This is a genomic window from Streptomyces liliiviolaceus, assembly GCF_018070025.1.
GTDB classification, from domain to species: Bacteria; Actinomycetota; Actinomycetes; order Streptomycetales; family Streptomycetaceae; genus Streptomyces; species Streptomyces liliiviolaceus.
In genome coordinates this window covers 1,906,993-1,931,781 of sequence record NZ_JAGPYQ010000001.1, presented here as the reverse complement: position 1 = coordinate 1,931,781, position 24,789 = coordinate 1,906,993, and the positions used below count along the sequence as shown (strand labels likewise).

At 73.3% G+C, this 24,789-nt stretch carries 22 protein-coding genes; 11 read left to right on the top strand and 11 right to left on the bottom strand.

The features are described from left to right. Positions 1-455 precede the first annotated feature (455 nt). The 5 genes from J8N05_RS08490 to J8N05_RS08470 all read right to left on the bottom strand — a co-directional run bounded on the left by J8N05_RS08490 (position 456) and on the right by J8N05_RS08470 (position 6,066). Positions 456-1,253 (bottom strand): type III pantothenate kinase, encoded by a 798-nt coding sequence (locus tag J8N05_RS08490; protein ID WP_210881821.1) that lies wholly within the window; start codon positions 1,251-1,253, stop codon positions 456-458. 2 nt (positions 1,254-1,255) lie between these two features. Next, on the bottom strand, positions 1,256-2,263 hold the full coding sequence (gene nadC / locus J8N05_RS08485; protein WP_210881820.1) for a carboxylating nicotinate-nucleotide diphosphorylase: 1,008 nt from the start codon (positions 2,261-2,263) through the stop codon (positions 1,256-1,258). A gap of 5 nt (positions 2,264-2,268) precedes the next feature. Beyond that, on the bottom strand, positions 2,269-4,065 hold the full coding sequence (locus tag J8N05_RS08480) for an L-aspartate oxidase (RefSeq protein WP_210881819.1): 1,797 nt from the start codon (positions 4,063-4,065) through the stop codon (positions 2,269-2,271). Beyond that, on the bottom strand, positions 4,062-5,054 hold the full coding sequence (panC, locus tag J8N05_RS08475; RefSeq protein WP_210881818.1) for a pantoate--beta-alanine ligase: 993 nt from the start codon (positions 5,052-5,054) through the stop codon (positions 4,062-4,064). Before panC ends, J8N05_RS08480 begins: the two co-directional genes overlap by 4 nt. A gap of 73 nt (positions 5,055-5,127) precedes the next feature. Continuing rightward, positions 5,128-6,066, bottom strand: coding sequence for a Rossmann-like and DUF2520 domain-containing protein (locus J8N05_RS08470; protein WP_210881817.1), 939 nt, complete (start codon positions 6,064-6,066; stop codon positions 5,128-5,130). Positions 6,067-6,259: 193 nt separating this feature from the next. On the opposite strand from J8N05_RS08470, the gene J8N05_RS08465 reads away from it, so the two are divergent. Further along, complete coding sequence (locus J8N05_RS08465) at positions 6,260-7,429, top strand: threonine aldolase family protein (protein ID WP_210881816.1); 1,170 nt, start codon at positions 6,260-6,262, stop codon at positions 7,427-7,429. On the opposite strand, the gene J8N05_RS08460 is transcribed toward J8N05_RS08465, so the two are convergent. Next, on the bottom strand, positions 7,398-7,685 hold the full coding sequence (locus J8N05_RS08460) for a hypothetical protein (RefSeq protein WP_210881815.1): 288 nt from the start codon (positions 7,683-7,685) through the stop codon (positions 7,398-7,400). The two genes, J8N05_RS08465 and J8N05_RS08460, sit on opposite strands and share 32 nt — an antisense overlap. A gap of 234 nt (positions 7,686-7,919) precedes the next feature. Between J8N05_RS08460 and J8N05_RS08455 the strand changes: the two genes are divergently transcribed. Then, positions 7,920-9,026, top strand: a complete 1,107-nt coding sequence (locus tag J8N05_RS08455; protein ID WP_210881814.1) for a DUF5937 family protein — start codon at positions 7,920-7,922, stop codon at positions 9,024-9,026. 337 nt (positions 9,027-9,363) lie between these two features. Here the strand turns inward: J8N05_RS08455 and J8N05_RS08450 are convergent, their stop codons facing one another. Beyond that, on the bottom strand, positions 9,364-10,035 hold the full coding sequence (locus tag J8N05_RS08450; RefSeq protein WP_189773250.1) for a response regulator transcription factor: 672 nt from the start codon (positions 10,033-10,035) through the stop codon (positions 9,364-9,366). 57 nt (positions 10,036-10,092) lie between these two features. Further along, positions 10,093-11,301 (bottom strand): sensor histidine kinase, encoded by a 1,209-nt coding sequence (locus J8N05_RS08445; protein ID WP_210881813.1) that lies wholly within the window; start codon positions 11,299-11,301, stop codon positions 10,093-10,095. A 172-nt stretch (positions 11,302-11,473) separates the two neighbouring features. Here J8N05_RS08445 and J8N05_RS08440 point away from each other — a divergent pair, with 172 nt between their 5' ends. Further along, positions 11,474-12,505 carry an SAM-dependent methyltransferase gene (locus tag J8N05_RS08440; RefSeq protein WP_210890082.1) on the top strand — a complete coding sequence of 344 codons (1,032 nt, stop codon included), beginning with the start codon at positions 11,474-11,476 and terminating at the stop codon, positions 12,503-12,505. A 35-nt stretch (positions 12,506-12,540) separates the two neighbouring features. Here the strand turns inward: J8N05_RS08440 and J8N05_RS08435 are convergent, their stop codons facing one another. Further along, entirely contained in the window at positions 12,541-13,692 is a 1,152-nt protein-coding gene (locus J8N05_RS08435) for an NADH-quinone oxidoreductase subunit D (protein WP_210881812.1), read from the bottom strand. 31 nt (positions 13,693-13,723) lie between these two features. On the opposite strand from J8N05_RS08435, the gene J8N05_RS08430 reads away from it, so the two are divergent. Together J8N05_RS08430 and J8N05_RS08425 are read left to right on the top strand one after the other, a co-directional pair. Next, positions 13,724-14,263 carry a PH domain-containing protein gene (locus J8N05_RS08430; protein WP_383948170.1) on the top strand — a complete coding sequence of 180 codons (540 nt, stop codon included), beginning with the start codon at positions 13,724-13,726 and terminating at the stop codon, positions 14,261-14,263. A gap of 80 nt (positions 14,264-14,343) precedes the next feature. Next, complete coding sequence (locus tag J8N05_RS08425; protein WP_210890081.1) at positions 14,344-15,660, top strand: PH domain-containing protein; 1,317 nt, start codon at positions 14,344-14,346, stop codon at positions 15,658-15,660. 106 nt (positions 15,661-15,766) lie between these two features. Here the strand turns inward: J8N05_RS08425 and J8N05_RS08420 are convergent, their stop codons facing one another. Next, the gene (locus J8N05_RS08420) at positions 15,767-17,587 is read right to left on the bottom strand and encodes a hypothetical protein (protein ID WP_210890080.1); all 1,821 of its coding nucleotides are present in this window, start codon (positions 17,585-17,587) and stop codon (positions 15,767-15,769) included. A gap of 535 nt (positions 17,588-18,122) precedes the next feature. Next, the gene (locus tag J8N05_RS08415; protein ID WP_210881810.1) at positions 18,123-19,247 is read right to left on the bottom strand and encodes an alpha/beta hydrolase; all 1,125 of its coding nucleotides are present in this window, start codon (positions 19,245-19,247) and stop codon (positions 18,123-18,125) included. 202 nt (positions 19,248-19,449) lie between these two features. Here J8N05_RS08415 and J8N05_RS08410 point away from each other — a divergent pair, with 202 nt between their 5' ends. From J8N05_RS08410 to J8N05_RS08385, 6 genes are all read left to right on the top strand, one after another. Then, positions 19,450-21,321, top strand: coding sequence for a phosphatidylglycerol lysyltransferase domain-containing protein (locus tag J8N05_RS08410; protein ID WP_247706201.1), 1,872 nt, complete (start codon positions 19,450-19,452; stop codon positions 21,319-21,321). A gap of 151 nt (positions 21,322-21,472) precedes the next feature. Next, positions 21,473-22,369 (top strand): dihydropteroate synthase, encoded by an 897-nt coding sequence (gene folP / locus J8N05_RS08405; protein WP_210881809.1) that lies wholly within the window; start codon positions 21,473-21,475, stop codon positions 22,367-22,369. Continuing rightward, positions 22,366-22,869, top strand: a complete 504-nt coding sequence (locus tag J8N05_RS08400; RefSeq protein WP_107022332.1) for a nuclear transport factor 2 family protein — start codon at positions 22,366-22,368, stop codon at positions 22,867-22,869. Before folP ends, J8N05_RS08400 begins: the two co-directional genes overlap by 4 nt. A gap of 247 nt (positions 22,870-23,116) precedes the next feature. Further along, positions 23,117-23,476, top strand: coding sequence for a dihydroneopterin aldolase (folB, locus tag J8N05_RS08395; RefSeq protein WP_107022331.1), 360 nt, complete (start codon positions 23,117-23,119; stop codon positions 23,474-23,476). Continuing rightward, positions 23,473-24,081 carry a 2-amino-4-hydroxy-6-hydroxymethyldihydropteridine diphosphokinase gene (folK, locus tag J8N05_RS08390; RefSeq protein ID WP_210881808.1) on the top strand — a complete coding sequence of 203 codons (609 nt, stop codon included), beginning with the start codon at positions 23,473-23,475 and terminating at the stop codon, positions 24,079-24,081. Before folB ends, folK begins: the two co-directional genes overlap by 4 nt. Positions 24,082-24,129: 48 nt before the next feature. Further along, positions 24,130-24,612, top strand: coding sequence for a DUF3180 domain-containing protein (locus J8N05_RS08385; protein WP_210881807.1), 483 nt, complete (start codon positions 24,130-24,132; stop codon positions 24,610-24,612). Positions 24,613-24,789: the final 177 nt, after the last annotated feature.

Here is a 24,789-nt window from a genome sequence, read left to right as displayed (position 1 = left end):
CCCTGGGTGGGAGTGCCACCTGAGGCGGGTGGGTACCTGCAGGTTCGTCGTGCTTGGCCGCGCCGTTCCCCGCGCCCCTAGGTAGGTGCCACCTGGGGCCGGTGGGTGCCTGCAGGTTCGTCGCGCTTGGCCGCGCCGTTCCCCGCGCCCCTGGGGGGGCGCCACCTGGGGCGGGTGGATGCCTGCAGGTCCGCCGTGCTTGGCCGCGCCGTTCCCCGCGCCCCTAGGTAAGTGCCACCTGGGGCCGGTGGGTGGCTGCGGGGTCGTAGGGCGGCCTGCGGGCGACGCACGTCCCCCGCCCCCCACTCACCTAGGGGCGCGGGGAACTGCGCGACCAGCCACAACCGACCCGCACAGACGACGCACACGGTCACCCCCACCCACCCAGGGGCGCGAGGAACTGCGCGACCAGCCACAGCGGGCCCGCAGATGTCCACGAGCCCTCAGCGGAGCGACTACGTGCGGGAGACGTTTCGTTCGTACACCAGTCGCAGACCGATCAGCGTCAGCCACGGCTCGTGCTCGTCGATCACCGACGCCTCACCGAGCACCATCGGCGCGAGCCCGCCCGTCGCGATGACCGTGACGTCGTCCGGGTCCTCCGCGAGCTCGCGGGCCATACGGTGGACGACCCCGTCGACCTGCCCGGCGAACCCGTAGACGATGCCGGACTGCATCGCCTCGACGGTGTTCTTGCCGATCACCGTGCGCGGCCGCGCGATCTCGATCTTGCGGAGCTGCGCGCCCCGGACCCCGAGCGCCTCCACGGAGATCTCGATGCCGGGCGCGATGACACCACCGGCGTACTCCCCGCGCGCGGACACCGCGTCGAAGGTCGTCGCCGTACCGAAGTCCACGACGATCGCCGGCCCGCCGTACAGCTCGACCGCCGCGACCGCGTTGATGATGCGGTCGGCGCCGACCTCCTTGGGGTTGTCCATCAGGATCGGGACGCCCGTCTTGATGCCCGGTTCGACGAGGACGGCGGGTACGTCGCCGTAGTAGCGGCGGGTCACCTCGCGCAGCTCGTGCAGGACCGAGGGCACGGTCGAGCAGATCGCGATGCCGTCGATGCCGTCGCCCAGCTCGTCGCCGAGGAGCGGGTGCATGCCCATCAGTCCCTGGAGGAGCACGGCCAGTTCGTCCGCGGTGCGGCGCGCGTCCGTGGAGATGCGCCAGTGCTCGACGATGTCCTCGCCGTCGAAGAGCCCGAGGACGGTGTGCGTGTTGCCGACGTCGATGGTGAGCAGCATGCCTACTCAGCCTCGCTCAGCGGCGACTCGGGGGCGTCGCGCAGGTCGAGGCCGATGTCCAGGATGGGCGAGGAGTGCGTGAGGGCGCCCACCGCGAGGAAGTCGACGCCCGTACGCGCGTACGCCGCGGCCGTGTCCAGGGTGAGGCGGCCGGAGGCCTCCAGGAGCGCGCGCCCGCCCACCAGGGCCACGGCCTCCTCGCACTGGGTGGGCGTGAAGTTGTCCAGAAGGACGAGGTCGGCGCCCGCGTCCAGGACCTCGCGCAGCTGGTCCACGGTGTCGACCTCGACCTCGATCGGCAGCTCGGGGAAGGTCTCCCGGACGGCCTTGAAGGCCTGCGCGACACCGCCCGCGGCGACCACGTGGTTGTCCTTGACGAGGGCCGCGTCCGAGAGGGACATGCGGTGGTTGACACCGCCGCCGCTGCGGACCGCGAACTTCTCCAGGGAGCGCAGCCCGGGCGTCGTCTTGCGGGTGTCCCGCACGCGCGCGCCGGTGCCCTCCAGGACGTCCGCCCACGCGCGCGTGGCCGTCGCGATGCCGGAGAGGCGGCACAGGAGGTTCAGCGCGCTGCGCTCGGCCGTCAGCAGGTCCCGGGTGCGGGTCGTGACGCTGAGGAGCCGCTGCCCGGCCTCGACGCGGTCGCCGTCGTCGACGTGCCGCTCGACCTCGAACTCGTCGGTGCAGACGACGGAGACGACCGCCTCGGCGATCCGCAGGCCCGCCACGACACCGGCCTCGCGGGCGGTGAAGTCGGCGGTGGAGACGGCCTCCTCGGGGATGGTCGCGACCGTGGTCACGTCCACGCCGTGGTCGAGGTCCTCCTCGATGGCCAGGTGCGCGATGTCCTCGACCTCGACGGGGTCGAGCCCGGCGTCGGCGAGGAGCTGTGCGAGGGCGGGGTCGAGCCCGCACTCGGCGTACTCCGCGTCGTCGGCGCTGTACTCGCCGCAGCCGCAGCCGTCGCCGCAGCCACCGCCGTCGAGGAGGGGAAGGTCCGGGGTGCTCACTTCTGTCACTGCTCCTGGGGGCTGGGCGTGGGGGTTCCCCCGGTGCGCGCGCGGTCGCGGGCCCGGGGAAGTGTCGGGGGGAAGTCTGCGGTGTCGGTGGTGCGTACCGCGAGCGTCCGGTCGGGATTGAGACGTACGACGATGTGGCGCCGCCAGTTGTCGTCGTCCCGTTCGCCCCGGTCCTCGCGCCAGTGGCAGCCGCGGGTCTCCTCGCGGAGGCGGGCGGCGGCGACCAGGACGCGGGCCACGCACAGGAGGTTGGTCGCCTCCCAGGTGTCGACGCCCGGCTCGGCGGTCTTGCCGTTCTCGTCGAGGGCGTCGCGGGCGTCGGTGTGCAGTTGCTGGAGGCGGTCGGCGGCACTCTCCAGGGAGCCGGCCGAGCGCAGGACGCCGGCGCCGTCGGTCATGATCCGCTGGATCGCGAACCGGGCCTCGGCGGCGAGCAGCGGGTGGTCGGGCCTCTGCGGCCGGGCGGCGGGCGAGCCGGGCGAGGGCACGCGCGCGTGGGGGCGGTTCCCGTCGAGCAGGCCCTCCCCGGGAGGGTTCTCGTCGTGGCCGGCCGCGATGTCCGCCGCGATGCGCTCGGCGTAGACGAGTCCCTCCAGGAGGGAGTTGGAGGCGAGCCGGTTGGCGCCGTGGACGCCGGTGCAGGCGACCTCGCCGCACGCGTACAGGCCGGGCACGGTCGTACGGCCCCGGGAGTCGGTACGCACGCCCCCGGAGGCGTAGTGGGCGGCCGGGGCGACCGGGATCGGCTCGGTGACCGGGTCGATGCCGTGGGCGCGGCAGGCGGCCAGGATCGTCGGGAAGCGGTGCTCCCACATGTGCGCCCCGAAGTGCCGGGCGTCCAGGTACATGTGCTCGGCGTCCTGCTCCTGCATGCGCCGGGTGATGCCCTTGGCGACGATGTCCCGGGGCGCCAGTTCGGCCAGTTCGTGCTGCCCCAGCATGAAGCGCTCGCCCTGTCCGTCCACGAGGTGGGCGCCCTCGCCGCGGACCGCCTCGGAGACGAGCGGCTGCTGGCCCTCCGCGTCCGCGCCCAGGAACAGCACGGTGGGGTGGAACTGCACGAATTCGAGGTCGGAGACCTCGGCGCCCGCCCGCAGGGCCAGCGCCACGCCGTCGCCGGTGGACACCGACGGGTTGGTGGTCGCGGAGAAGACCTGGCCCATGCCGCCGGTGGCGAGGACCACCGCGGGCGCGTGGACGGCTCCCACGCCGTCGTGCTGGCCCTCTCCCATGACGTGCAGGGTCACGCCCGCCGTACGTCCGTCGGCGTCCGTGAGGAGGTCCAGGACGAGCGCGTTCTCCACCGTGCGCAGACCGCGCGCGCGGACCGCCTCGACGAGGGCCCGGGAGATCTCCGCGCCGGTCGCGTCGCCGCCCGCGTGGGCGATGCGGCGGCGGTGGTGGCCGCCCTCGCGGGTCAGTTCCAGGTCGCCCTCTTCGGACTCGTCGAAGTGGGCGCCGGTCTCGATCAGACGGCGTACGGCGTCGGGGCCCTCGGTGACGAGGATGCGCACGGCGTCCTCGTCGCACAGGCCGGCGCCCGCGACCAGGGTGTCGTCGAGGTGCTGCTCGGGGGTGTCGCCCTCGCCCAGGGCCGCGGCTATGCCGCCCTGGGCCCAGCGGGTGGAGCCGTCGTCGAGGCGGGCCTTGGTGACGACGACCGTCCGCAGCCCGGCGGCATCGCAGCGCAGCGCGGCGGTGAGTCCGGCGACTCCGGAGCCGACGACCACGACGTCGGCGGTGACGGACCAGCCGGGCGCGGGCGCGTGCAGTCGTATGCCTGTGCTGGTCACGAGGCGGCTCCGAAGGTCAGAGGAATGTTGTCGATCAGCCGGGTCGTCCCGACCCGGGCGGCGACGGCGAGGACCGCCTCACCGGTGTGGCCGTCCGGGATCTCGGTGAAGTCGGACGGATCGACCAGCGCCAGGTAGTCCAGGGCGAGCGGCGGGCTGAGCCGGGCCGCGTCGTCGAGGACCAGCCGGGCGGCGGCGCGGACGGCGGCGGGGCCTCCCGGGGCCGCCTTGGCGACGGCGTGGGTGTCGGCGGCGGCGCGGGACTCGCCGATGGCGCTGAGGGCCTCGGCACGCGCGTGCGTGGCGGGCACCTCGCGGGCCCGCGCGCACAGGGCCTCCTGGGCCGCGTGCCGGTCGCTGCCCGCGAACAGCGCCTGGGAGAGGGCGAGCGCGGTACGGCGCTCACCGGCCGACAGATAGCGGTTGCGGCTGGACAGGGCGAGACCGTCCGCCTCGCGCACCGTGGGGACGCCGACGATCTCCATGCCGAAGTTCAGGTCGCGCACCATGCGGCGGATCAGGGCGAGCTGCTGGGCGTCCTTCTGTCCGAACAGCGCCGCGTCGGGCGCGGTGAGGTGCAGCATCTTGGCGACGACGGTGAGCATGCCGTCGAAGTGCCCGGGCCGTGTCGAGCCCTCCAGCCGCTCCCCCATCGGTCCCGCGCTGATCCGGACCTGGGGTTCGCCGCCCGGGTAGACCTCGTCCACGGAAGGGGCGAACACGGCGTCCGCGCCCGCCTGCTCGGCGATCTTGATGTCGGCGTCCAGGGTGCGCGGGTAGCGGTCGAGGTCCTCGCCCGCGCCGAACTGGAGGGGGTTCACGAAGACGGTGACGACGACCTCGCCATCACCGCCCGCGAGTTCCCTGGCGGTGCGGATCAGGGTGGCGTGGCCCTCGTGCAGGGCGCCCATCGTCATGACGACGGCACGGCGGCCGGTGCGTACGCGCGCGTGGAGCTCGTCGGCGGTGTTCAGCAGGACGGTGGTCATCGGGCTGCTCCGTTCCCGGCGGGCGAGTTCCGGGCGCGCGAGTTCCCGGCGTCCGAGTCCGCACCTGCGCGCGTCATCGGACGTCTCCTTCGGGGACGTCCGGTCCGTCGGGGCCGTCGGCGAGCACGCCCAGGAGGTCCTCGGCGAGCTCCGGCTTGAGCAGGCCGTGGGCGAGGGCCCGGTCGGCCGTCGCTCGGGCCATCGCGAGGTAGCCTGCGACGGTCTGCGGGGCGTGCGTGCGCAGCTCGGTGATGTGCGCGGCGACCGTGCCCGCGTCGCCGCGCGCGACCGGTCCGGTGAGGGCCGCGTCGCCCGATCTGAGGGCGTTGTCCAGTGCGGCGCCCAGCAGCGGGCCCAGCATCCGGTCCGGGGCGTCGACGCCGGCCGTGCGCAGCAGGTCCATGGACTCGGCGACCAGGGTCACCAGGTGGTTGGCGCCGAGCGCGAGGGCCGCGTGGTAGAGCGGCCGGGACTCCTCGGCGATCCACTCGGGCTCGCCGCCCATCTCGATGACCAGGGCCTCGGCGGCCAGCCGCAGTTCCTCGGGGGCGGTGACCCCGAAGGAGCATCCGGCGAGCCGCTGCACGTCCACGGGGGTGCCGCTGAACGTCATCGCGGGGTGCAGGGCGAGCGGCAGTGCCCCGGCGCGCAGGGCGGGGTCGAGGACCCTCGTCCCGTACCGTCCCGAGGTGTGCACGAGGAGCTGGCCCGGCCTGATGGAACCGGTGTCGACGAGCCCTTCGACCAGGCCCGGCAGGGCGTCGTCGGGGACCGTCAGCAGGACCAGGTCGGCCCGCTCCAGGACCTGCTCGGGTGTCACCAGCGGCACGTCGGGCAGCAGTTGCGCGGCGCGGCGCCTGGAGGCGTCGGAGACCCCGGAGACGGCCACCGGGCGGTGTCCGGCGAGCTGGAGCGACGCGGCCAGGGCGGGGCCCACCCGCCCGGCGCCGACGACGCCGACGGTGAGGCGCGCGGGGCGGTCCTTGGGGTCTGCCTGGGGGAATGTACTCACTCGACGGCGGCCTTCCGTTCCAGTCCGCTCGGGGTACCGGACGCTTTCTCGTCATGTTAACGCGATCGGTCCGAGGCCGTTTTTCCGTCCACAGGTTCTTGTCCACAGCCTGTGGGAAATCCACAGGCCGCGGCAGGGAGGCCGCTGCAGAATTCACGTGCTCCTCGTCATCGCGTCCTGCATCATCCGGAGCATGAGCGATGCGGCACAGGGGTCGGAAGCGGCGGAGCGGACGCCGGAACAGCGGCGGGAACGGCGCAGGGTCGCCTGGCGGGGGGCCCGGCGGGCGCTGTGGCGGCCCGGTTTCCGCGCCACGGTAGGTGAGCTGCTGACCGGGCTGACGGAGGCCGCGCCCAGCGTGTACGACCTGGACCTGCCGGTGGACATGTACGGCAACGGGATCGTCGAGACCCTGGAGGAGCGGGTCGCCGCCCTGCTCGGCAAGGAGGCCGCCGCCTTCTTCCCGTCGGGGACCATGGCCCAGCAGGTGGCGCTGCGCTGCTGGGCGGGCCGTACGGGCAACGCGACGGTGGCGATGCACCCCCTGTCCCACCCGGAGGTCCACGAGAGGCATTCCCTCAGCACCCTCGGCGGCCTGCGGACCGTGCATCCCACGCGCGAGCCGCGGATGCCCTCCGCCGACGAGGTGCGCGACCTGGACGAGCCCTTCGGGGCGCTGTTCCTCGAACTGCCTCTCCGGGAGGCCGGTTTCCTGCTGCCCTCCTGGGAGGAGCTGGTCGCCGTCACGGACGCGGCCCGCGAACGCGACGCCGTGGTGCACTTCGACGGGGCCCGCCTGTGGGAGTGCACCAGCCGTCTCGGCCGCTCCCCGGCCGAGATCGCGGACCTCGCGGACAGCGTCTACGTGTCCTTCTACAAGTCGCTGGGCGGCTTCGGCGGCGCCGCGCTCGCGGGCCCGAGGACGCTCGTCGACGAGGCGAAGGCCTGGCGCCACCGGTACGGCGGCCAGATCCTCCAGCAGTTCCCCACCGCCCTGTCCGCGCTGATCGGCCTGGAGCGGGAACTGCCCCGGCTCCCGGAGTACGTGGCCCACGCGCGCGTGGTCGCCGGGGCGCTGCGGGAGGGGTTCGCAGCGGCGGGGCTCCCCTGGGCGCGGGTCCACCCCGAGGAGCCGCACACGCACCAGTTCCAGGTGTGGCTGCCGTACGAGGCCGACGAGCTGACCGACGCGGGGACGCTGCAGGCGGAGGAGACGGGCGTGTCGCTGTTCCCGCAGGTCTGGGATCCGCGCGGGCCCGGCATCGCGTACACCGAGGTCACGGTGGGCGCGCCGGGCCTGGAGTGGACGGCGGACGACGTACGGGCCGCGGTCAGGGAGTTCGTGGCGCGCATTCCCCGCTGATCGCCGGGCCGGCCGGCCTGGTCGGGGCGGCCCGCCCTGCGGAGTCGGCCTTCCCGCCCGGCCGGGCGAACAGCCCGGTCCACGCGGCCCGTACCCGGGCCCGGGCGGGGCGGCCCGCCAGGACCGCGCGGAACCGCCGGTGGTCGGGCAGTTCCCGCATGACCTGCCAGTCGTGGGCGCCGGGGGCGGGCGGGGTCGGGTCGCCGTGCTGCCGGGCGCGATAGGTGTCCAGTAGGTACTGCTGCGTGATGCTCATGGCGGATCGCCTTCTCGGGACGGGTACGGACGTCTGCCGGCACCGGATCGGCATCGGTTCGCCTTCGCCTTCGCTTTCGGCTTCGACATCGGTTCCGGTTCCGGGCGTTCTCCGTGGGCCCCGCGGTGCCCCGGTGGACCCAGCGTGCGCCGGGTCCGCCGTCGCCGTCCCGTCGATTGACGGCGCTCGTCAATCGGGAGTCGCGTTGTCGGTGGCGGGGTGCACCATGAGGTCATGAGCGTGACCATCGACATCTCCGGGCTACGCAGGGAGCGGGTGGCCGTCGTGCCCTCGCCCCTGGCCGAGTTGTGCATGGCACTGCACGCGCTGGCCGAGCCGGGCCACCACCCCGGCCTCCAGGGCTGGGCGACCGGCGTGACCGCCCGCCTCGACCCGCATCTGGCCGACCGGATGTGCGAGGCGGACTTCCTGTGGCGGACGACGTTCTCGGACCTGTTCCTGCCGTACGCGGGCGCGACGGGCGGCAGCACGCTCCCCGGCGCGACCCTCGCCGAGGAGCTGGACCTGCTCGACAAGCTGACGGACGAGCAGTTCGTGGACGCGGCTCTGGAGTTCACCTGCGCGCTCCCGTACGACATGCAGGGCGCCGGTGCCCTGGCCGACCCCGTGTCCCGTCGGCGGGCCCTGGAGCTGGCCACCGCGCGCGGGCCGCGGCCGGCGGACTTCACCGAGCGGCTGCTGGCCGACCCGCCGCGGATCCGGGCCTGGCTGCGGCAGTTCCTGGAGGACTGCGACGAGGCCTTCTTCGCCGACACCTGGTCCCGGCTGCGCCACCAGCTCGCGGCGGACGCCCGCCGCAAGACGGACCTGCTCGGCCGACGGGGCCTGGGCGAGGCCCTGGCGTCCGTGTCGGCCGCGGTGACGCTCGACGAGGGCGCGGGCCGGATCGTCGTCGACAAGCTGGGCCACGGCCACACGTCGATCCGGGCCGGCAGTCTCCTGCTGGTGCCGACGAGTCTCGGCTGGCCGCATCTCATGGTGCTGCACCGGTACGGGTGGCAGCCGGTGATCCACTATCCGGTCGGCTCCCCGGAGCTGACGGTCCCGACCTCCGTCGAGCAGCTGACGCTGCGGATGACGGCCCTGTCCCATCCGATGCGGATGCGGCTGTGCCGGAGCCTGGCGCGCAGCGCGTTCACCACGAGCGAGCTGGCGCAGACGCACGGGATGACTGCGCCGGAGATATCCCGGCATCTGGGCGTGCTGAAGAAGGCGGGGCTGCTGACGACGCGGCGGCGCGGGCGGTACGTGCTGCACCAGCTGGACGTCACGATGGTGGCGCGCCTGGGCAGCGACTTCCTGGAGGGCATCCTCCGCTGACCGCTCCGCGGGGGCTGCCGATTGTCTTCGGCTGCGGGTCCGGTGGGGGCTGGTCGCGCAGTTCCCCGCGCCCCTAAAGGGGCAAAAGCCGGGGCGCAGCCCCGCTTTTGAGGGGCGCGGGGAACTGCGCGACCAGCCACACACGACCGTCACCCGACAACGCACCCGCCACCACCGCCCCCTCAGGGCCGCGGGGAACTGCGCGACGAGCCCCCACCGGCCGTCGGCCGACAACGGCCACCCGCCACCGCGGGCCCCTCAGGGGCGCGGGGAACTGCGCGAACGGCCCCCACCGGCCCGCAGCCGAGGACGGGGCCCGAGACGGAGCGCGGAGCGCTCAGCCCTGTCCGCCCGCCCGTACGAGACCCGTCTCGTACGCCAGGACGACCACCTGGACCCGGTCCCGCAGACCCAGCTTCGTGAGGATGCGGCCCACGTGCGTCTTGACCGTCGCCTCGGACAGCACGAGCCGCGCAGCGATCTCACCGTTGGACAGCCCCTGGGCGACCAGGATCATGACCTCCCGCTCCCGCCCGGTCAGCCGCTCCAGCTCCTTGTGCTGGGGATCCTTGCCCGCACTCGGCAGCAGCGGCGCGAAACGGTCCAGCAGCCGCCGAGTCGTCGAGGGCGCGACCACCGCGTCCCCGCTGTGCACGGAGCGGATCGCGGCGAGCAGCTCACCGGGCGGCACGTCCTTGAGCATGAAGCCGGAGGCCCCCGCCTTGAGCCCCGAGAAGGCGTACTCGTCGAGGTCGAAGGTCGTCAGGATCAGCACCTTCGGCGGGTTCGGGTCCGAGCAGATGCGCCGGGTCGTCTCCACCCCGTCCAGCTTCGGCATGCGGACGTCCATCAGGACCACGTCGACGTCCCTGCCGCGCAGCGCCTGCAAGGCCTCCACACCGTCGCCCGCCTCCGCCACGACCTCCATGTCCGGCTGGGCGTCGAGCACCATCCGGAACCCGGTGCGCAGCAGCGCCTGGTCGTCGACGAGCATCACGCGGATCGGCATGGGGAGGTCCTCCGGTCGGTTCGAATGCGTGTACGTGTCCTCGGATGCGTGCACGTGTCAGTGAGCGGGCTTGAGCGGAAGCAGGGCGCTGATGCGAAAACCCCCGCCGGGACGCGGCCCGGCGTCCAGGGTGCCGCCGACCATGCCGATGCGCTCGCGCATACCGATCAGGCCGTGCCCCTGGCCGTCCACCCCGCCCTCCTCGTACAGCTCGTGCGGGGCGCCCTTGCCGTCGTCCTCGACGAGCAGGCCGAGGCCGTCGTCGAAGTAGACCAGGCGCACACTCGCTCCCGCGTTCGGCCCCCCGTGCTTACGGGTGTTGGTGAGTGCCTCCTGCACGATGCGGTACGCGGTCAGCTCGACGCCGCTGGGCAGCGGACGCGGAGTGCCCTCGATCTTGAAGTCGACGGGGAGGCCGGAGCCCCGGCACTGCTCGATGAGGTCGTCGAGCTGCTCCACATCGGGCTGCGGCACGTACTCGCCGGACTCCTGGTGCTCGCCGGTGCGCAGCACCCCGAGGAGGCGGCGCATCTCGGCGAGGGCCTGCCGTCCCGTCCCGGAGATGATCTCCAGGGCCTTCTTGGCCTGGTCGGGCGCGGAGTCCAGTACGTACGCCGCGCCGTCGGCCTGGACCACCATCACCGAGACGTTGTGCGCGACGACGTCGTGCAGCTCGCGGGCGATCCGGGCGCGCTCGGCGGCGACCGCGACCTTGGCCTGCGCCTCGCGCTCCTTCTCCAGCCGCGCGGCCCGCTCCTCCAGCTGCGCGAAGTAGGCGCGGCGGGTCCGCAGGGAGTCGCCGAGGACCCAGGCGAGGGCGAAGGGAACCGTCTGGAAGATCACTATCGCCACCTGCCCGGCGGCGCTCTGGTGCTCCTCGGGCCAGCGCAGCTGCGCCAGCGGGGCCGCGAGCAGTCCGGCTGTGAGGGCGAGCCGGGAAGCCCAGCGGGTGCCGTTCGAGGCGACCGTGTAGGTGATCACCAGCAGCGCGAAGTCGGCCGGCGCCAACGGCATGTCCAGCACCAGCTGTGCCCCGCCCATGGAGACGGCGAGGATCAGCATCGACTCGGGCAGCCGCCTGCGCAGCGCGATCACCAGGCAGAGCAGCAGGGTGATCGGAAGGGTCACGGCCAGATGGTCGGTCCCGGAGTCGGCGTTCTCCTGCCCGGCCGTTCCGCTCGCGACCGAGATCCCGAGCAGGACGACGGCCCAGAAGCCGTCGACCCATGTCGGGTGCCTGCGGAGAAAATCATAGAGGCGCTGCACGTAACCCAGCGTAGGGAAGCGTGCTGTGTGCAGGGGTCAACCGGAGGGTCGATCCGTAACCGGTGCTTGTACTCCCCAAGGTGGAGGCCGCCTTGAACTTGCCGCTTAGCCTGGCGAGGTGACAGCGAGGGAAACAGGGGTGGGCGCAGTGGAGCGTGAGGCGGCGGGCGGGATGCGCGGGTGGCGCCCGGCGACCGAGGAAGCGCTGTACGGGCCCCGCGGTTTCTATCGCAGGCCGGAGGGTCCCGCGGGCCATTTCCGCACCTCGGTGCATGCGTCACCGCTGTTCGCGGGGGCCGTGGCCCGGCTGCTGCTCCTCGTCGACGAGGCCCTCGCCCACCCCTCCGAACTCGCCTTCGTCGACCTGGGCGCGGGCCGCGGCGAACTGGTGGACGCCGTCCTGAGGGCGCTCCCCGCCGAAGCGGCCTCCCGCGCGCGCGGGTACGCGGTGGAGCGCGCCGCCCGCCCCGCCGGACTCGACCGCCGGATCGACTGGCTCCCGGAGCCCCCGCCGGGCGTCACGGGCCTGCTGTTCGCCAACGAGTGGCTCGACAACGTGCCGGTGGACGTGGCCGAGGTGGACGCGCACGGAGTGCCCCGCCTCGTCCTGGTGGACGCGGCCGGGACGGAGTCCCTCGGGGAGCCGGTGGGGGGCGCGGACGCGCGCTGGCTGGAGACGTGGTGGCCCCTCACGGGAACGCCCGCCGATCCGCTCCCCGCTGAAGGGCTGCGGGCCGAGATCGGTCTCCCCAGGGACACCGCCTGGGCGTCCGCCGTGGCCGCTCTGGGCGGCGGTCTGGCCGTCGCCGTCGACTACGGGCACAGCGCGGGCGCACGGCCGCCGTTCGGGACGCTGACGGGCTTCAGGGAGGGCCGGGAGACGGCCCCCGTGCCGGACGGCTCCTGCGACATCACCGCGCATGTGGCGCTGGACGCGTGCGCCCTGCCGGGCGGCCGGCTGCTGAGCCAGCGGGACGCGCTGCGGACGCTGGGCGTGAGCGGCGAGCGGCCGTCCCTGGCCCTGGCCTCCACGGACCCCGCGGCGTACGTACGGGCCCTCGCGGGCGCCGGCGAGGCGGCCGAACTGACCGCCCGGGGCGGCCTGGGCGACTTCGGCTGGCTGACCCAGCCGGTCGGCATCCCGAACCCGCTCCGGGTCCCGCCGCAAGGCCCCCTCCCGAGAACGAAACAGCCCTCTCCGTAGAGCCCCGCCCGCAGCGCCCCGCCCGTGGACGAGCCCTACTTGTCGATGTCCCCCACCACGAAGAACAGCGACCCCAGGATCGCCACCATGTCCGCGACCAGCGTGCCCGGCAGCAGTTCGGTGAGCGCCTGGATGTTGTTGTACGAGGCCGAACGCAGCTTCAGCCGGTACGGGGTCTTCTCGCCCTTGCTGACGAGGTAGTAGCCGTTGATGCCGAGGGGGTTCTCGGTCCAGGCGTACGTGTGGCCCTCGGGGGCCTTCAGGACCTTGGGGAGCCGCTGGTTGATCGGTCCGGGCGGCAGCTCCGCGAGCCGGTCCAGACAGGCGTCCGCGAGGTCCAGCGCGTTGTGGGTCTGCTCCAGGAGGCACTCGAAACGGGCCAGGCAGTCGCCCTCCTGGCGCGTGACGACCTTCAGGGTGTCCTGGAGTTCGCCGTACGCGAGGTAGGGCTCGTCCCGGCGCAGGTCGAAGTCGACACCGGAGGCGCGGGCGATCGGCCCGCTCACCCCGTAGGCGTGCACCGCCTCGGGCGAGAGCACTCCGACACCGCGCGTACGCCCCCGGAAGATCTCATTGCCGAGCACCAGACCGTCGAAGCGGTCCATGCGGGAGCGCACCCCGGAAACGGCCTCCCGCGCGCGCGTGGCCCAGCCGGCCGGCAGATCCTCCTTGAGGCCGCCCACCCGGTTGAACATGTAGTGCATGCGCCCGCCGGAGACCTCCTCCATGACGTGCTGCAGCTCCTCGCGCTCGGTGAACGCGTAGAAGATCGGGGTGATCCCGCCCAGTTCCAGGGGGTACGAACCGAGGAACATCAGGTGGTTCAGGACCCGGTTCAGCTCCGCGAGGAGCGTGCGGGTCCACACCGCGCGCGGGGGCACCTCCATGCCGAGCATCCGCTCCACACCGAGAACCACGCCCAGCTCGTTCGAGAACGCGGAGAGCCAGTCGTGGCGGTTGGCCAGCATGATGATCTGCCGGTAGTCGCGCGCCTCGAAGAGCTTCTCCGCGCCGCGGTGCATATAGCCGATCACCGGCTCCGCGTGCTGGATCCGCTCTCCGTCCAGGACGAGCTTCAGCCGGAGTACGCCGTGGGTGGACGGATGCTGGGGCCCGATGTTGAGCACCATGTCGGTGCTCTCCGCGGCGCCGCCGATACCGACCATGGTCTCCGTCGTAGGAGTCATGCGGACAGTGTGTCGTACGTACGCTTGCTGCATGGAGACGGGGACCTCGGAGAACACGGGGCGGACAGCGGAACGGCCGCCCGGGCGGGCAGCGGGTCGGCCGGCGGACGAACCGGTGTGGATCGCGCTGCCGCCGGGACTGCTGAGGATGCGACGGCTGCTGCTGGTGGTGTGGCTCGGGCTGCTGGCCCTCGCCACGGGCCTGCTGCTCGGTCTGTTCGCCGGACCCGCCTGGGCGGCCTTCGCGCTGCTGCCACTGGCCGCGCTGCTGTGGGGCTGGCCGATGCTGGGGCGCAACTGGCGTTCCTGGCGCTATGCCGAGCGCGCGGACGACCTGCTGATCAGCCGCGGTGTCCTGTGGCACGAGGAGACCGTCGTGCCGTACGGGCGCATGCAGCTGGTCGAGGTGACCTCCGGTCCCGTGGAGCGGCACTTCGGGCTGGCGAGCGTGCAGCTGCACACGGCCGCCGCGGCGACGGACGCCCGTATCCCCGGACTCGTACCGGCGGAGGCGGAACGACTGCGTGACCGGCTCACCGAGCTGGGCGAGGCCCGATCGGCGGGGCTGTGACGACGTCACCGGACGCCCCCAGGGACGTACAGGACATACGGACCGGGAACGAAGCCGTGTCCGGGGCCGGGGCCGAGGCCCTGTCCGGGAACGCGCCGACGGGGGATTCCGCGCCGCGGGAGCGGCGGCTGCACCCCGTGACCCCGCTGCGGCGCGCGTGGGCGCCGGTCGCCGTGATCGCCGGATGGGCCGTGCACGACCCCGACGGGGCGCAGCGGCAGCTGATGCGGCTCACGACGACCGTCCTGCTGGCCGCCCTCGCCGCCGCCGTCCTGGGGGCCGCCCTCTACGGCTTCCTGAGCTGGTGGTTCACCCACTTCTCGGTGACCGACACCGAGCTGCGCATCCGTACGGGCCTGGTGTTCCGGCGTACCGCGCACATCCGGCTCGAACGGATCCAGGCCGTCGACGTCACCCAGCCGCTGCTGGCCCGCGTCGCCGGTGTCGCCAAGCTCAAACTCGACGTCGTGGGGACCGACAAGAAGGACGAGCTGGCCTATCTGGGCCAGGAGGAGGCCCGGACGCTACGGGCCGAACTGCTCGCCCGGGCCGCCGGTTTCGCCCCCGAGACCGTGCACGAGGTGGGCGAGGCGCCGGTCCGCCAACTGCTGCACGTGCCGGCCAAGGTCCTCGCCGTGTCGCTCGTCCTGACCGGGGCCACCTGGGGGACGCTGGCCGCCGCACTCGTCGTACCGCCGCTGCTGTGGTTCGCCACCCACAGCGTGTGGACGGTGCTCGCGACGGCGCTGCCGCTGCTCGGCGCGGCGGGCGCGAGCAGCGTGGGCCGGTTCGTCGCCGAGTACGACTGGACCGTGGGCGAGTCGCCGGACGGACTGCGCATCGACCACGGACTGCTCGACCGCACGCACGAGACCGTGCCGCCCGGGCGCGTCCAGACCATCCACATCGTCGAGCCGCTCCTGTGGCGGCGGCGCGGCTGGGTCCGGATCGAGCTGGACGTGGCGGGCTCGTCCAACTCCGTACTCGTACCGGTCGCCCCGCGCGAGGTCGCCGAGTCGGTCATCGCGCGCGTGCTGCCCGGCGTGACCGTGCCGGGCACCCTCGCGCGCCCCCCGCGCCGGGCGGGCCGGTGCCTGCCGTTCTGGTGGCGGGGTTACGGGATCGCCGTCACCGACACCGTCTTCGTGGCCCGGCACGGGCTGCTCCGCCGCAGCATCTCGCTCGTCCCGCACGCGAAGGTGCAGAGCGTGCGCCTCGAACAAGGGCCGTGGCAGCGCCACCAGGGGCTCGCCGACGTCCGGGTGGACACCGGGGCCAACAAGACCGTGACGGCCCGTCTGAGGGACGCCACGGAGGCGGCGGAGCTGCTCTACGCGCAGGCGGACCGTGCGCTGACCGGCCGCCGCGAGGCCCGGCCCGACCGCTGGATGGCCTGACCGCCGGACGACCTGACCGCCGGACATGCGTGAGGGCAGTGGCTGTTCTGTTCGCCACTGCCCTCACGCATGTCGCCGGCCCGGGTCCCGGCGGTGGGAACCCGCTCTACGAGACCGCGCTCCGCAGTCCCGTGAGGTCGATCTGTTCCGTCTCGTCGTGCGCGGTCAGGTCGATGACCTGGCCGACACCGCGCGACTGCGCGCTCACGGGCTTGAAACCGGACTCGGCCTCGGCCTTGTGGAGCGCGAGCGCCTCCTGCCCGACCACGTCGGCGAGGTCCTCGTTCTGCACGGCCTCCAGCGCTTCCGCGGCCTTCTGCGTGCCGAAGAAGTCGAAGCCGCCCTCCACGGAGGGGCGCCGCACGGGCGTGGCCGGTGCGACCGCCACGGCCGTCGGCACGGTGAAGTGTCCGGCGGGGCGCACGGGCCGCGCGGCGGGCGTCAGCGCGGCCGCGCTCGTCGGCGAAGGACCGGCCTCGGCCGCGGGCGGCTGCTGTACGCGGGCCACCTCCGACGGGGTGGGACGCGCGAGGTCGCTGCCCGGCGACGGCTGCGGCGCGGGCGCGGTGTCCGGCGCGGGCCGGGACCCCGTGCGGGTCGCGGTGGACTGCAGGGACGTCACGCCGACGGCGCCGGACCGCTCCCGGGGCCGGGCGGTCCCGGCGGACTGCGCGGTCTCGGCGGGCTGCGCGTGGGTCCGTACGTTCTCGGTGGCGGTGGCCTGGGTGGGCCTCGGGGCGGTGGCGGCGGCCGTGCGCTCGTGCCCGCCGACCGCCCCGGGCTTCCCCAGCGCCTCGCCCTCCTGGCGGGTGTCGCCCTTCGCCGGCGCACCCGTCATGGCGCCGCCCGCGGCGGAAGCCGCGGCGGCCTTCGGGGAGCCGCCCGGCCGGGGCGCGCCCTTGCCGGGGCCGCCCGGCGACGGCGAACCCTTCCGGACGCCGCCCTTCGCGGGAGTCCGCTTGGCCTGGCCGCCCTTGGGGGGCGTGGTCGGTGCGGGACCGTCGGTGTCGGGGTCTTCGGGAGCCCGGCCGTCGGGGGCCCGGTCTTCGGAGGTCGTACCGGCCGCGGTGGTCGACGGGGCAGCCGCGGTGTCGGCGCCCTCGTCTCCGGCGGCTATGGATCCGTCCGCCGGCGCGTCGGCCCGCACCGGGCCGGACTCCTCCGAGACGGCCTCGACGGCGGTGTCGCCCTCGGACCCGGCTGCGGAGGACTCGGCCGTGGAGGGCTTGGCGGAGGAGGACCCGGCCGTGGAACCATCGTCGTCCGAGGTGTCCGAAGCCGCCGCGGTGTCCGAAGCCTGCGAGTCGGCCGAGTCGGTCGAGTCGGCCGCCCGGGCCGCGTCCTCGGCCGCGGCGCCGTCGCGGGCCCCCAGGAGCCGGTCCAGCGCCGAGTTGGCCTTCACGTAGAGGACCGAGGCCGCGGAGGACGCCGCCAGGGCCGCCTGGACCGTCGCCGTCGTCGCCTCGGGCACCTCGGCCTCAGGAGCCGTGTCGACGGGAGCCGTGTCGACGGCTTCCTCAGGGGCCGTCTCCTCGGCGGTCGCATCCGTGACGGGTGTCTCCGGGGCCGGCGCGGCCTCTATCTCAAGGAGCCGGCGGCCCTCCAGCGCGGTGGCCCGCTCGGTCTCCGCCGTGGCGTACCGCCTCAGCAGCGCGGCGTGTTCGTTGCGCAGCCCGGCCAGCTCGGCACGCTTGGCGCGCAGCCGCTGTTCCAGCTTCGTACGGAGTTCGCGCGACTCGTCCAGGTCGCTCTCCAGTTCGGCGACCCGCTCCTCGTGACGCCACTCGTCGCTCGCGCGCCCGCGTGCGAGATCCGCGACGCGCCTGCCCGCCGAGGCGTCCCAGCGGCGCATGACGACCGCGCCCACGACGGCCGTCAGCGCGGCGCCCGCGGCCAGCCCTCGGAGCACCATCGGTTCGGAGAACAGCCATGGCCCCACGGCGCAGACGACGGATACGCCTGCGATCGCCGAGGGGGGCAACAGCCGGTGCAAAGGTGGGGAATGGCGGTGACGTCCTCGTGGCATGGCCAGAAACTTACCGCGCGTAGGCGAATGATGGTGCCCCGCAGAGCAAAACGCAGCCACACCGAAACCTTCTCGCCGCCCCTTCACCGGACAATCCCCGCACCGGCCCCTTGCGGAACACGACTTGGGCTCGCCACCAGCAGCCGCACGGGTCCCGCGCCGTCCGCCCCGGGTCCGCCTATTCGACGCGGACTCCCCCGTCGTGACCACGCCACTTCCCGATCAAGCTCCTCGCATTCGCCACCGGGCCCCGATCACCGGCCTTGCCACCGGACTTCCGGAGAGCCGAAAGAATCTTCGGGCCGGTGAATTCGGCGGACTTCGCCGCGTATTCGCGTACGACCGCCGTCGGAAGCCCTGTCGGAAGCCCTTCACCGGCGTCCGTTCAGGAGCCGCTCACCGATCACGGTCGCTCAGCGGTCGTGGTCGCGGTCGCTCAGCGGTCGCTGAGGCGTCCGCTGAGCCACTGGAGGGTCGCCGGGATCTCGCGCCGCCAGGTGTTGAAGTTGTGGCCGCCGCTGTCGAGGATGATCGACGAGATCCGGGTCGGCTTCTTCGCCTCGACCAGGTCGATGAACCTCAGCGTCTCCCGGTAGTTGCTCTCGCCCTGTCTGCTGCTGGTGACGAGCAGCGAGGTGTCGGGCGCGGGCCGGTGCCCGAGGTACCAGACCAGATCGGCGCTGTCGCGCACCTCCTGGTCCCCGTGGAAGAGATCGCCCGTCGTGGGGTCGGACGGCGGCCGGTAGTACGGGGACAGGCCCGCCCCCGCGGCGTACGTCCCCGGGTGGTGGATCGCGAGTTTCAGCGCGCAGTAGCCGCCCGTCGAGTCCCCGACGACGCCCCAGCTGCCGGGTTTCCTCCCCACCCTGTAGTGATGTGACACGGCGTCGGGGAGGTCCTGGGCGAAGAACGTCTCGGTCCGCGGCCCGCCGGGGACGTCCACGCACTCGGTGTCGCGCGGCGGTGCGACGGTCGGCCGCATCATGACGAGGATCATCGGCTGCATGCGGCCGTCCTTGGCCAGCGCGTGGGCGGTCTGCGGATAGTGCAGGCCCTTGACGAGCGCCTCCGCGGTGCCCGGATAGCCGGTGAGCACGACAGCGGCCGGGAACGTACGGGTGCGGTACCGCGGCTGGAAGTACTCCGGCGGCAGATAGACGTACGCGGGACTGGCGATGTGGGTGCGCCGGCCCACCAGTTCGACCTTCTGGAGCTGGCCGCCGATCTGTGGCCGCGCCCCGCCGGACACGTTGACCTGCCGGGTGCCGACCACCTGGAGCGGCCCGGCCGTGTCCCCGGGGTCGTGGTCGACCACGACGCCCTGTCCGGACTCCCGGCCGAGGAGGTCGGCCCAGCTCGCGTAGAAGCCGAAGGCCTGGTTGGCGCCGAGGCCCACCGACGCGAACACCGCGACCTGAGTGGCCGTCAGCAGGGCGATCCGCCCCGACACGGCACGCCAGTCGCGGCGCGCGAGCAGCGGCCAGCACCACACCGTGCCGACGAACAGCAGCACGGCGACGAGGACCACCAGTGCCAGCACCTTGTTGCTCGTGAGTCCCATGAGCTGTTCCTGCCCGCGCTTTCCGACCGGTGGCCGCACCGCTTCCTTCACGGCGCCTTGCCCCGGTCTTTCCTTTCCCTTTGGAGCGGTTTTCCGGAAGGGAGTGAACCTGGCCCCTCAAGACACCGTCCTAGAGGGCGCAATGTCGCCGGATGCCGGATTGGCACCGGATTCAAGGTCTCTCGCAGAACCACGGGATGCGATGTCTGTCAGGATAGATGGGGAAAAGTCGGGCGAGGTTCCGGAACGAACGGCCCCGCCGCGGGGCGCACTCGGCCGACCGGGCGGCGCACCGCGCGGTACGCGCCGCGTCCTGCACGGCCCGCGCCCCGAGGCCGTCCCCGCCTGGGTCGCCCGGGCCTGCACGCTCGTGGGCGTCCTGGACATCGCCGCGGGTGTCTTCCCGCGCTTCCGCCACAGCCGGATGCACACGCTCGCGGAGGTACTGCCGGGCGCGCTCGGCCCGTTCGCCGCCGCCCTGTCGCTCAGCACGGGTGTCCTGCTGCTCCTCCTGGCCCACGGGCTGCGCCGGCGCAAACGGCGGGCGTGGCGGGCCGCGGTGGGGCTGCTCCCGGCGGGCGCCCTCGCCCAGTTCACGTACCGTCACTCGCTCGTCGGCGTGATCATCTCGCTGGCGCTGCTGGTCCCGCTGCTGCGTCACCGGGACGAGTTCACGGCGCTGCCCGACCCGCGCAGCCGCTGGCGGGCGCTCGCCAACTTCGTCCTCATGGGCGCCGGTTCGCTCGTGCTGGGCCTGGTCGTCGTCAGCGCCCACCCGCACCGCATGATCGGCGACCCGAGCCTCGCGGACCGTATCGAGCACGTGCTGTACGGCCTGTTCGGCCTGGAGGGGCCCCTCGACTACGCGGGCACCACGTCCTGGACGGTGGCCTTCTCGCTCGGCGCGCTCGGCCTGCTGACCGCCGTGACCACGATCTATCTGGCCTTCCGCCCCGAACACCCGGCCGCGCGCCTCACCGAGGACGACGAGGCGCGCCTGCGCGCCCTCCTGGACAAGCACGGCGGACGCGACTCGCTCGGCCACTTCGCGCTCCGCCGCGACAAGGCGGTCGTCTTCTCCCCCAGCGGCAAGGCGGCGGTGACCTACCGCGTCGTCTCCGGGGTGATGCTCGCCAGCGGCGACCCGATCGGCGACGTCGAGGCCTGGCCCGGCGCCATCGAGCGCTTCATGGACGAGGCCACGGCCCACTCCTGGACGCCCGCGGTCATGGGCTGCTCCGAGACCGGCGGCGAGGTCTGGACCCGCGAGACCGGCCTCGACGCCCTCGAACTGGGCGACGAGGCGGTGGTGGAGGTCGCGGATTTCTCCCTGGCCGGGCGCGCGATGCGGAACGTGCGCCAGATGGTGAAGCGCATCGAGCGGGCTGGCTACGAGACCCGGGTACGGCGCATCCGTGACCTGGGCGAGGGCGAGCTGGACCGCATCCGCAGGGCCGCGGAGGACTGGCGCGGCACCGACACCGAGCGCGGCTTCTCCATGGCGCTCGGCCGCATCGGCGACCCGGCGGACGGCGACTGTCTCATCGCGACGGCCCACAAGGCGGACGGCGAACCCGGCCCGTACGGCGACCTGAAGGCCGTGCTCCACTTCGTCCCCTGGGGCGTGGACGGGGTCTCCCTCGACCTCATGCGCCGGGACCGCTCGGCGGACCCCGGCATGAACGAACTGCTCATCGTGGCGGCCCTCCAGGCCGCGCCCCGGCTGGGCGTCGCCCGCGTCTCGCTGAACTTCGCGATGTTCCGGGCGGCCCTGGCCCGCGGCGAGAAGATCGGCGCGGGACCGGTCCTGCGGGTCTGGCGCGGACTGCTGGTGTTCCTGTCCCGCTGGTTCCAGATCGAGTCGCTCTACAAGTTCAACGCCAAGTTCCGCCCCTCCTGGGAGCCCCGCTTCGTCGTCTACCGCACGTCCCGCGACCTCCCCCGCATCGGCCTCGCCGCGCTGCAGGCCGAGGGCTTCGTGAGCCTCGCCCTCCCGCGCGTCCTGCGCCGCCGCCCGAAGGCACCCCGTCCGTGCGCCCACACACGGGCGGAACACGGCGTACGGGCGGCCTGAGCGCCCCGCGCCCCAGCGAACCCCGGCCGCCTCGCGACGCCCACCCCCGTGCCGCGCGGCTGCCGGTCCCGGCGGGTCTGCGGCAGTGAGGGGTGCCCCATCCCCTTGGGCCTAGGGCGGGACTTTGCGGACACGCCCTAGGCTGGACGGTATGAGCAAGATGAGTGGGCGAGGGCAAGTGTCAGGGCTCCCGGCGTGGGACCGCTGCGCGGTCATGGGCGTCGTGAACGTGACCCCCGACTCCTTCTCCGACGGCGGCCGCTTCTTCGACACGACCGCCGCCGTCAAGCACGGCCTCGACCTGGTCGCGGAGGGCGCCGACCTGGTCGACGTGGGCGGCGAGTCCACCCGCCCCGGAGCCGCCCGCGTCGACGAGGCGGAGGAGCTCAAACGCGTCATACCCGTCGTCCGCGGCCTCGCCTCCGAAGGCGTCACGGTCTCCGTGGACACCATGCGCGCCTCCGTGGCCGAGCGCTCCCTCGCAGCGGGCGCCGCACTCGTCAACGACGTCAGCGGCGGCCTGGCCGACCCGGCGATGATCCCCGCCGTCGCCGCCGCGGGCGCCCCCTTCGTGGTCATGCACTGGCGCGGCTTCCTCCAGGGCAGCACCGTACGGGGGTCGTACGAGGACGTCGTCTCCGAAGTCGTCGACGAGCTCCACGCACGCGTGGAGGCCGTTCTGGCGGGCGGTATCGCCCCCGACCGCATCGTCGTGGACCCGGGCCTCGGCTTCTCCAAGGAGGCCGAGCACGACCTCGTCCTCCTCGCCCACCTCGACCGGCTCCGGGAGATCGGCCACCCCCTGCTGGTGGCGGCCTCCCGCAAGCGGTTCCTCGGCCGCGTACTGGCGGGCCCGGAAGGTGCCCCGCCGCCCGCCCGGGAGCGCGACGCGGCCACCGCCGCGGTCTCCGCGCTCGCCGCCCACCAGGGCGCGTGGGCCGTCCGCGTCCACGAGGTACGGGCCACCGCCGACGCCGTCCGGGTCGCCAGGGCCGTGGAGGGCGCCCGCGCCGCGGAGGGAACCGCGACCGGTGAGGGAGCCCGGTGAGCGCCCCGCACACGGACGTCGAACAGGTCGAACTCGCCAACACGGCCTTCTACGAGACGCTCGAACAGGGCGACTTCGAGGAACTGTCCTCCCTCTGGCTGACCCCCTCCGACCTGGGCCAGGACGAGGAGTACCACGACCCCGCGCAGGCCGGTGAGATCTCCTGCGTCCACCCCGGCTGGCCGGTCCTCAACGGCCGCGGCGAGGTCCTGCGCTCGTACGCGCTGATCATGGCGAACACCGAGTACATCCAGTTCTTCCTGACCGACGTGCATGTCTCGGTCACCGGTGACACCGCGCTGGTGACCTGCACGGAGAACATCCTCAGCGGCGGCCCCCCGCCCGAGGACAGCGACGAACTCGGACCGCTCGTGGGTCAGCTCGTCGTCGCCACGAACGTGTTCCGCCGCACCTCGGACGGCTGGAAGCTCTGGTCTCACCACGCCTCCCCCGTCCTCGCCGAGACCGACGAGGACGAGCCGGACGACCCGACGCCCTGAGGCCCGCCGGGGCCCGATCGGGGCCCCGCCGAGGCCGGACCGCGGCCCGCTGAAGCGCCGAGGCGGGCCGGGCGGGCGATCACCGTCGTAGTACGTTGGTGATCGTGGCGCCGGCCCCGGGGCGCCGGCCCGTGGCCCGGCCGACCGGCCGTGTCAGTGCCCGCGGGTAGATTCGTTCGAGGCCGGTGTACCGCCCCCGCGGAGGGGGAATGTGACCGGTCCCCGCCGACGATTGCAGGAGTGATTCGTGGATCGTGTCGCGCTGCGCGGCCTCAGGGCCCGTGGTCACCACGGCGTCTTCCCCAAGGAACGCGAAGAGGGCCAGACCTTCATCGTGGACCTCGTCCTGGGCCTGGACACCCGGCCCGCCGCGGCCGACGACGACCTCACGAAGACCGTGCACTACGGCATCGTGGCGGAGGAGGTCGTGGCCGTCGTCCAGGGCGACGCGGTGAACCTCATCGAGACCCTCGCCGAGCGGATCGCCACCACCTGTCTGAAGCACGACGGGGTCCAGGAGGTCGAGGTGTGCGTCCACAAGCCGGACGCCCCGATCACGGTCCCCTTCGACGACGTGACCGTCACCATCATCCGGAGCCGTGCATGACAGCGTTCACCGAGGGCCAGAGCGACCCGACCGTCCAGCCGGTCCCCGCCGCCGTAGTGGAACAGGTCGACGCCGCCGACTCGACCCTGCACAACCCCAGGCGGGCCGTGCTCTCCCTCGGCTCGAACCTCGGCAACCGCCTGGAGACCATCCAGGGCGCCATCGACGCCCTGGAGGACACCCCCGGAGTCCGCGTCAAGGCGGTCTCCCCGGTGTACGAGACCGAGCCGTGGGGCGTGGAGACGGACAGCCAGCCGTCGTACTTCAACGCGGTGATCGTGCTGAAGACGACCCTCCCCCCGTCCTCGCTCCTGGAGCGGGCGCACGCCGTGGAAGAGGCCTTCCACCGGGTACGGGACGAGCGCTGGGGCCCCCGCACGATCGACGTCGACATCGTGGCGTACGCGGACGTGGTCTCCGACGATCCGACGCTGACCCTCCCCCATCCGCGCGCCCACGAGCGTGCCTTCGTCCTGGCCCCCTGGAACGACGTGGAGCCCGAGGCCCAGCTGCCCGGCCGCGGACCGGTGGCCCAGCTGCTCGCCGCGGTCACCCGTGACGGTGTCGCGCCCCGGGCCGACCTGGAACTCCAGCTGCCCGAGTAGTCGTTAAGGTCAAGACGCGTCAGGACACACCATCGTGAGAGGGACTGAGTGAAAGAGCTGCGCATCAGGACGCTGGCCGCGGTGTTCCTCGTCGCCGGGGTGCTGTCCTGGGCGGGTGCCCGCCTGTGGAACTCGGTGGGCACGCTGCCCCGGGTCCCCCTCGCGGCCCCCATCGTCCTGGCTCTGATCGCCGTGGTCCTGCTGGCCACGGCGATCTCCCTGCGGTCCCGGCTGAAGGCCCAGCGCGAGCGCGTGGCCGGCGCCAAGGGGGTCGACCCCCTGATGGCCGCCCGCGCGGTCGTCTTCGGCCAGGCCAGCGCGCTGGTCGCGGCCCTCGTCGCCGGGATGTACGGGGGCACCGGCGCGTTCCTGCTGGAGTCGCTGGACATCCCCGCCCGCCGCGACCAGGCCATCTACGCCGGCTTCTCGGTCCTGGCGGGCCTCGCCGTCATAGCGGCCGCCTTCTTCCTGGAACGAGTCTGCAAACTCCCGGAAGACGACGACACGAACGGCAACACGGCCCCGGCCTAGCAGCCCCTCCCAGAGGGGCGCGGGAAACCGCGCAGTCTTTCGTCTTGAGGGGCGCGGGGAACGGCGCAGTCTTTTCGCTTTCAGGGGCGCGGGGAACGGCGCAATCTCTTGCCTTCAGGGGCGCGCTCGAAGATGGGGCGCAGCCCCCTCTTGAGGGGCGCGGGGAACTGCGCGACC

What these genes read in the sequence shown, in the direction of transcription:
- folK (WP_210881808.1), top strand. Translation starts at nt 23,473, where the DNA reads ATGACAGCGTTCACCGAGGGCCAGAGCGACCCGACCGTCCAGCCGGTC.
- J8N05_RS08430 (WP_383948170.1), top strand. Translation starts at nt 13,724, where the DNA reads ATGGAGACGGGGACCTCGGAGAACACGGGGCGGACAGCGGAACGGCCG.
- J8N05_RS08450 (WP_189773250.1), bottom strand. Translation starts at nt 10,035, where the DNA reads ATGCCGATCCGCGTGATGCTCGTCGACGACCAGGCGCTGCTGCGCACC.
- J8N05_RS08465 (WP_210881816.1), top strand. Translation starts at nt 6,260, where the DNA reads ATGAGCGATGCGGCACAGGGGTCGGAAGCGGCGGAGCGGACGCCGGAA.
- J8N05_RS08410 (WP_247706201.1), top strand. Translation starts at nt 19,450, where the DNA reads ATGTCTGTCAGGATAGATGGGGAAAAGTCGGGCGAGGTTCCGGAACGA.
- J8N05_RS08490 (WP_210881821.1), bottom strand. Translation starts at nt 1,253, where the DNA reads ATGCTGCTCACCATCGACGTCGGCAACACGCACACCGTCCTCGGGCTC.
- J8N05_RS08435 (WP_210881812.1), bottom strand. Translation starts at nt 13,692, where the DNA reads ATGACTCCTACGACGGAGACCATGGTCGGTATCGGCGGCGCCGCGGAG.
- J8N05_RS08415 (WP_210881810.1), bottom strand. Translation starts at nt 19,247, where the DNA reads ATGGGACTCACGAGCAACAAGGTGCTGGCACTGGTGGTCCTCGTCGCC.
- folP (WP_210881809.1), top strand. Translation starts at nt 21,473, where the DNA reads ATGAGCAAGATGAGTGGGCGAGGGCAAGTGTCAGGGCTCCCGGCGTGG.
- J8N05_RS08455 (WP_210881814.1), top strand. Translation starts at nt 7,920, where the DNA reads ATGAGCGTGACCATCGACATCTCCGGGCTACGCAGGGAGCGGGTGGCC.
- J8N05_RS08460 (WP_210881815.1), bottom strand. Translation starts at nt 7,685, where the DNA reads ATGAGCATCACGCAGCAGTACCTACTGGACACCTATCGCGCCCGGCAG.
- panC (WP_210881818.1), bottom strand. Translation starts at nt 5,054, where the DNA reads ATGACCACCGTCCTGCTGAACACCGCCGACGAGCTCCACGCGCGCGTA.
- J8N05_RS08440 (WP_210890082.1), top strand. Translation starts at nt 11,474, where the DNA reads ATGCGCGGGTGGCGCCCGGCGACCGAGGAAGCGCTGTACGGGCCCCGC.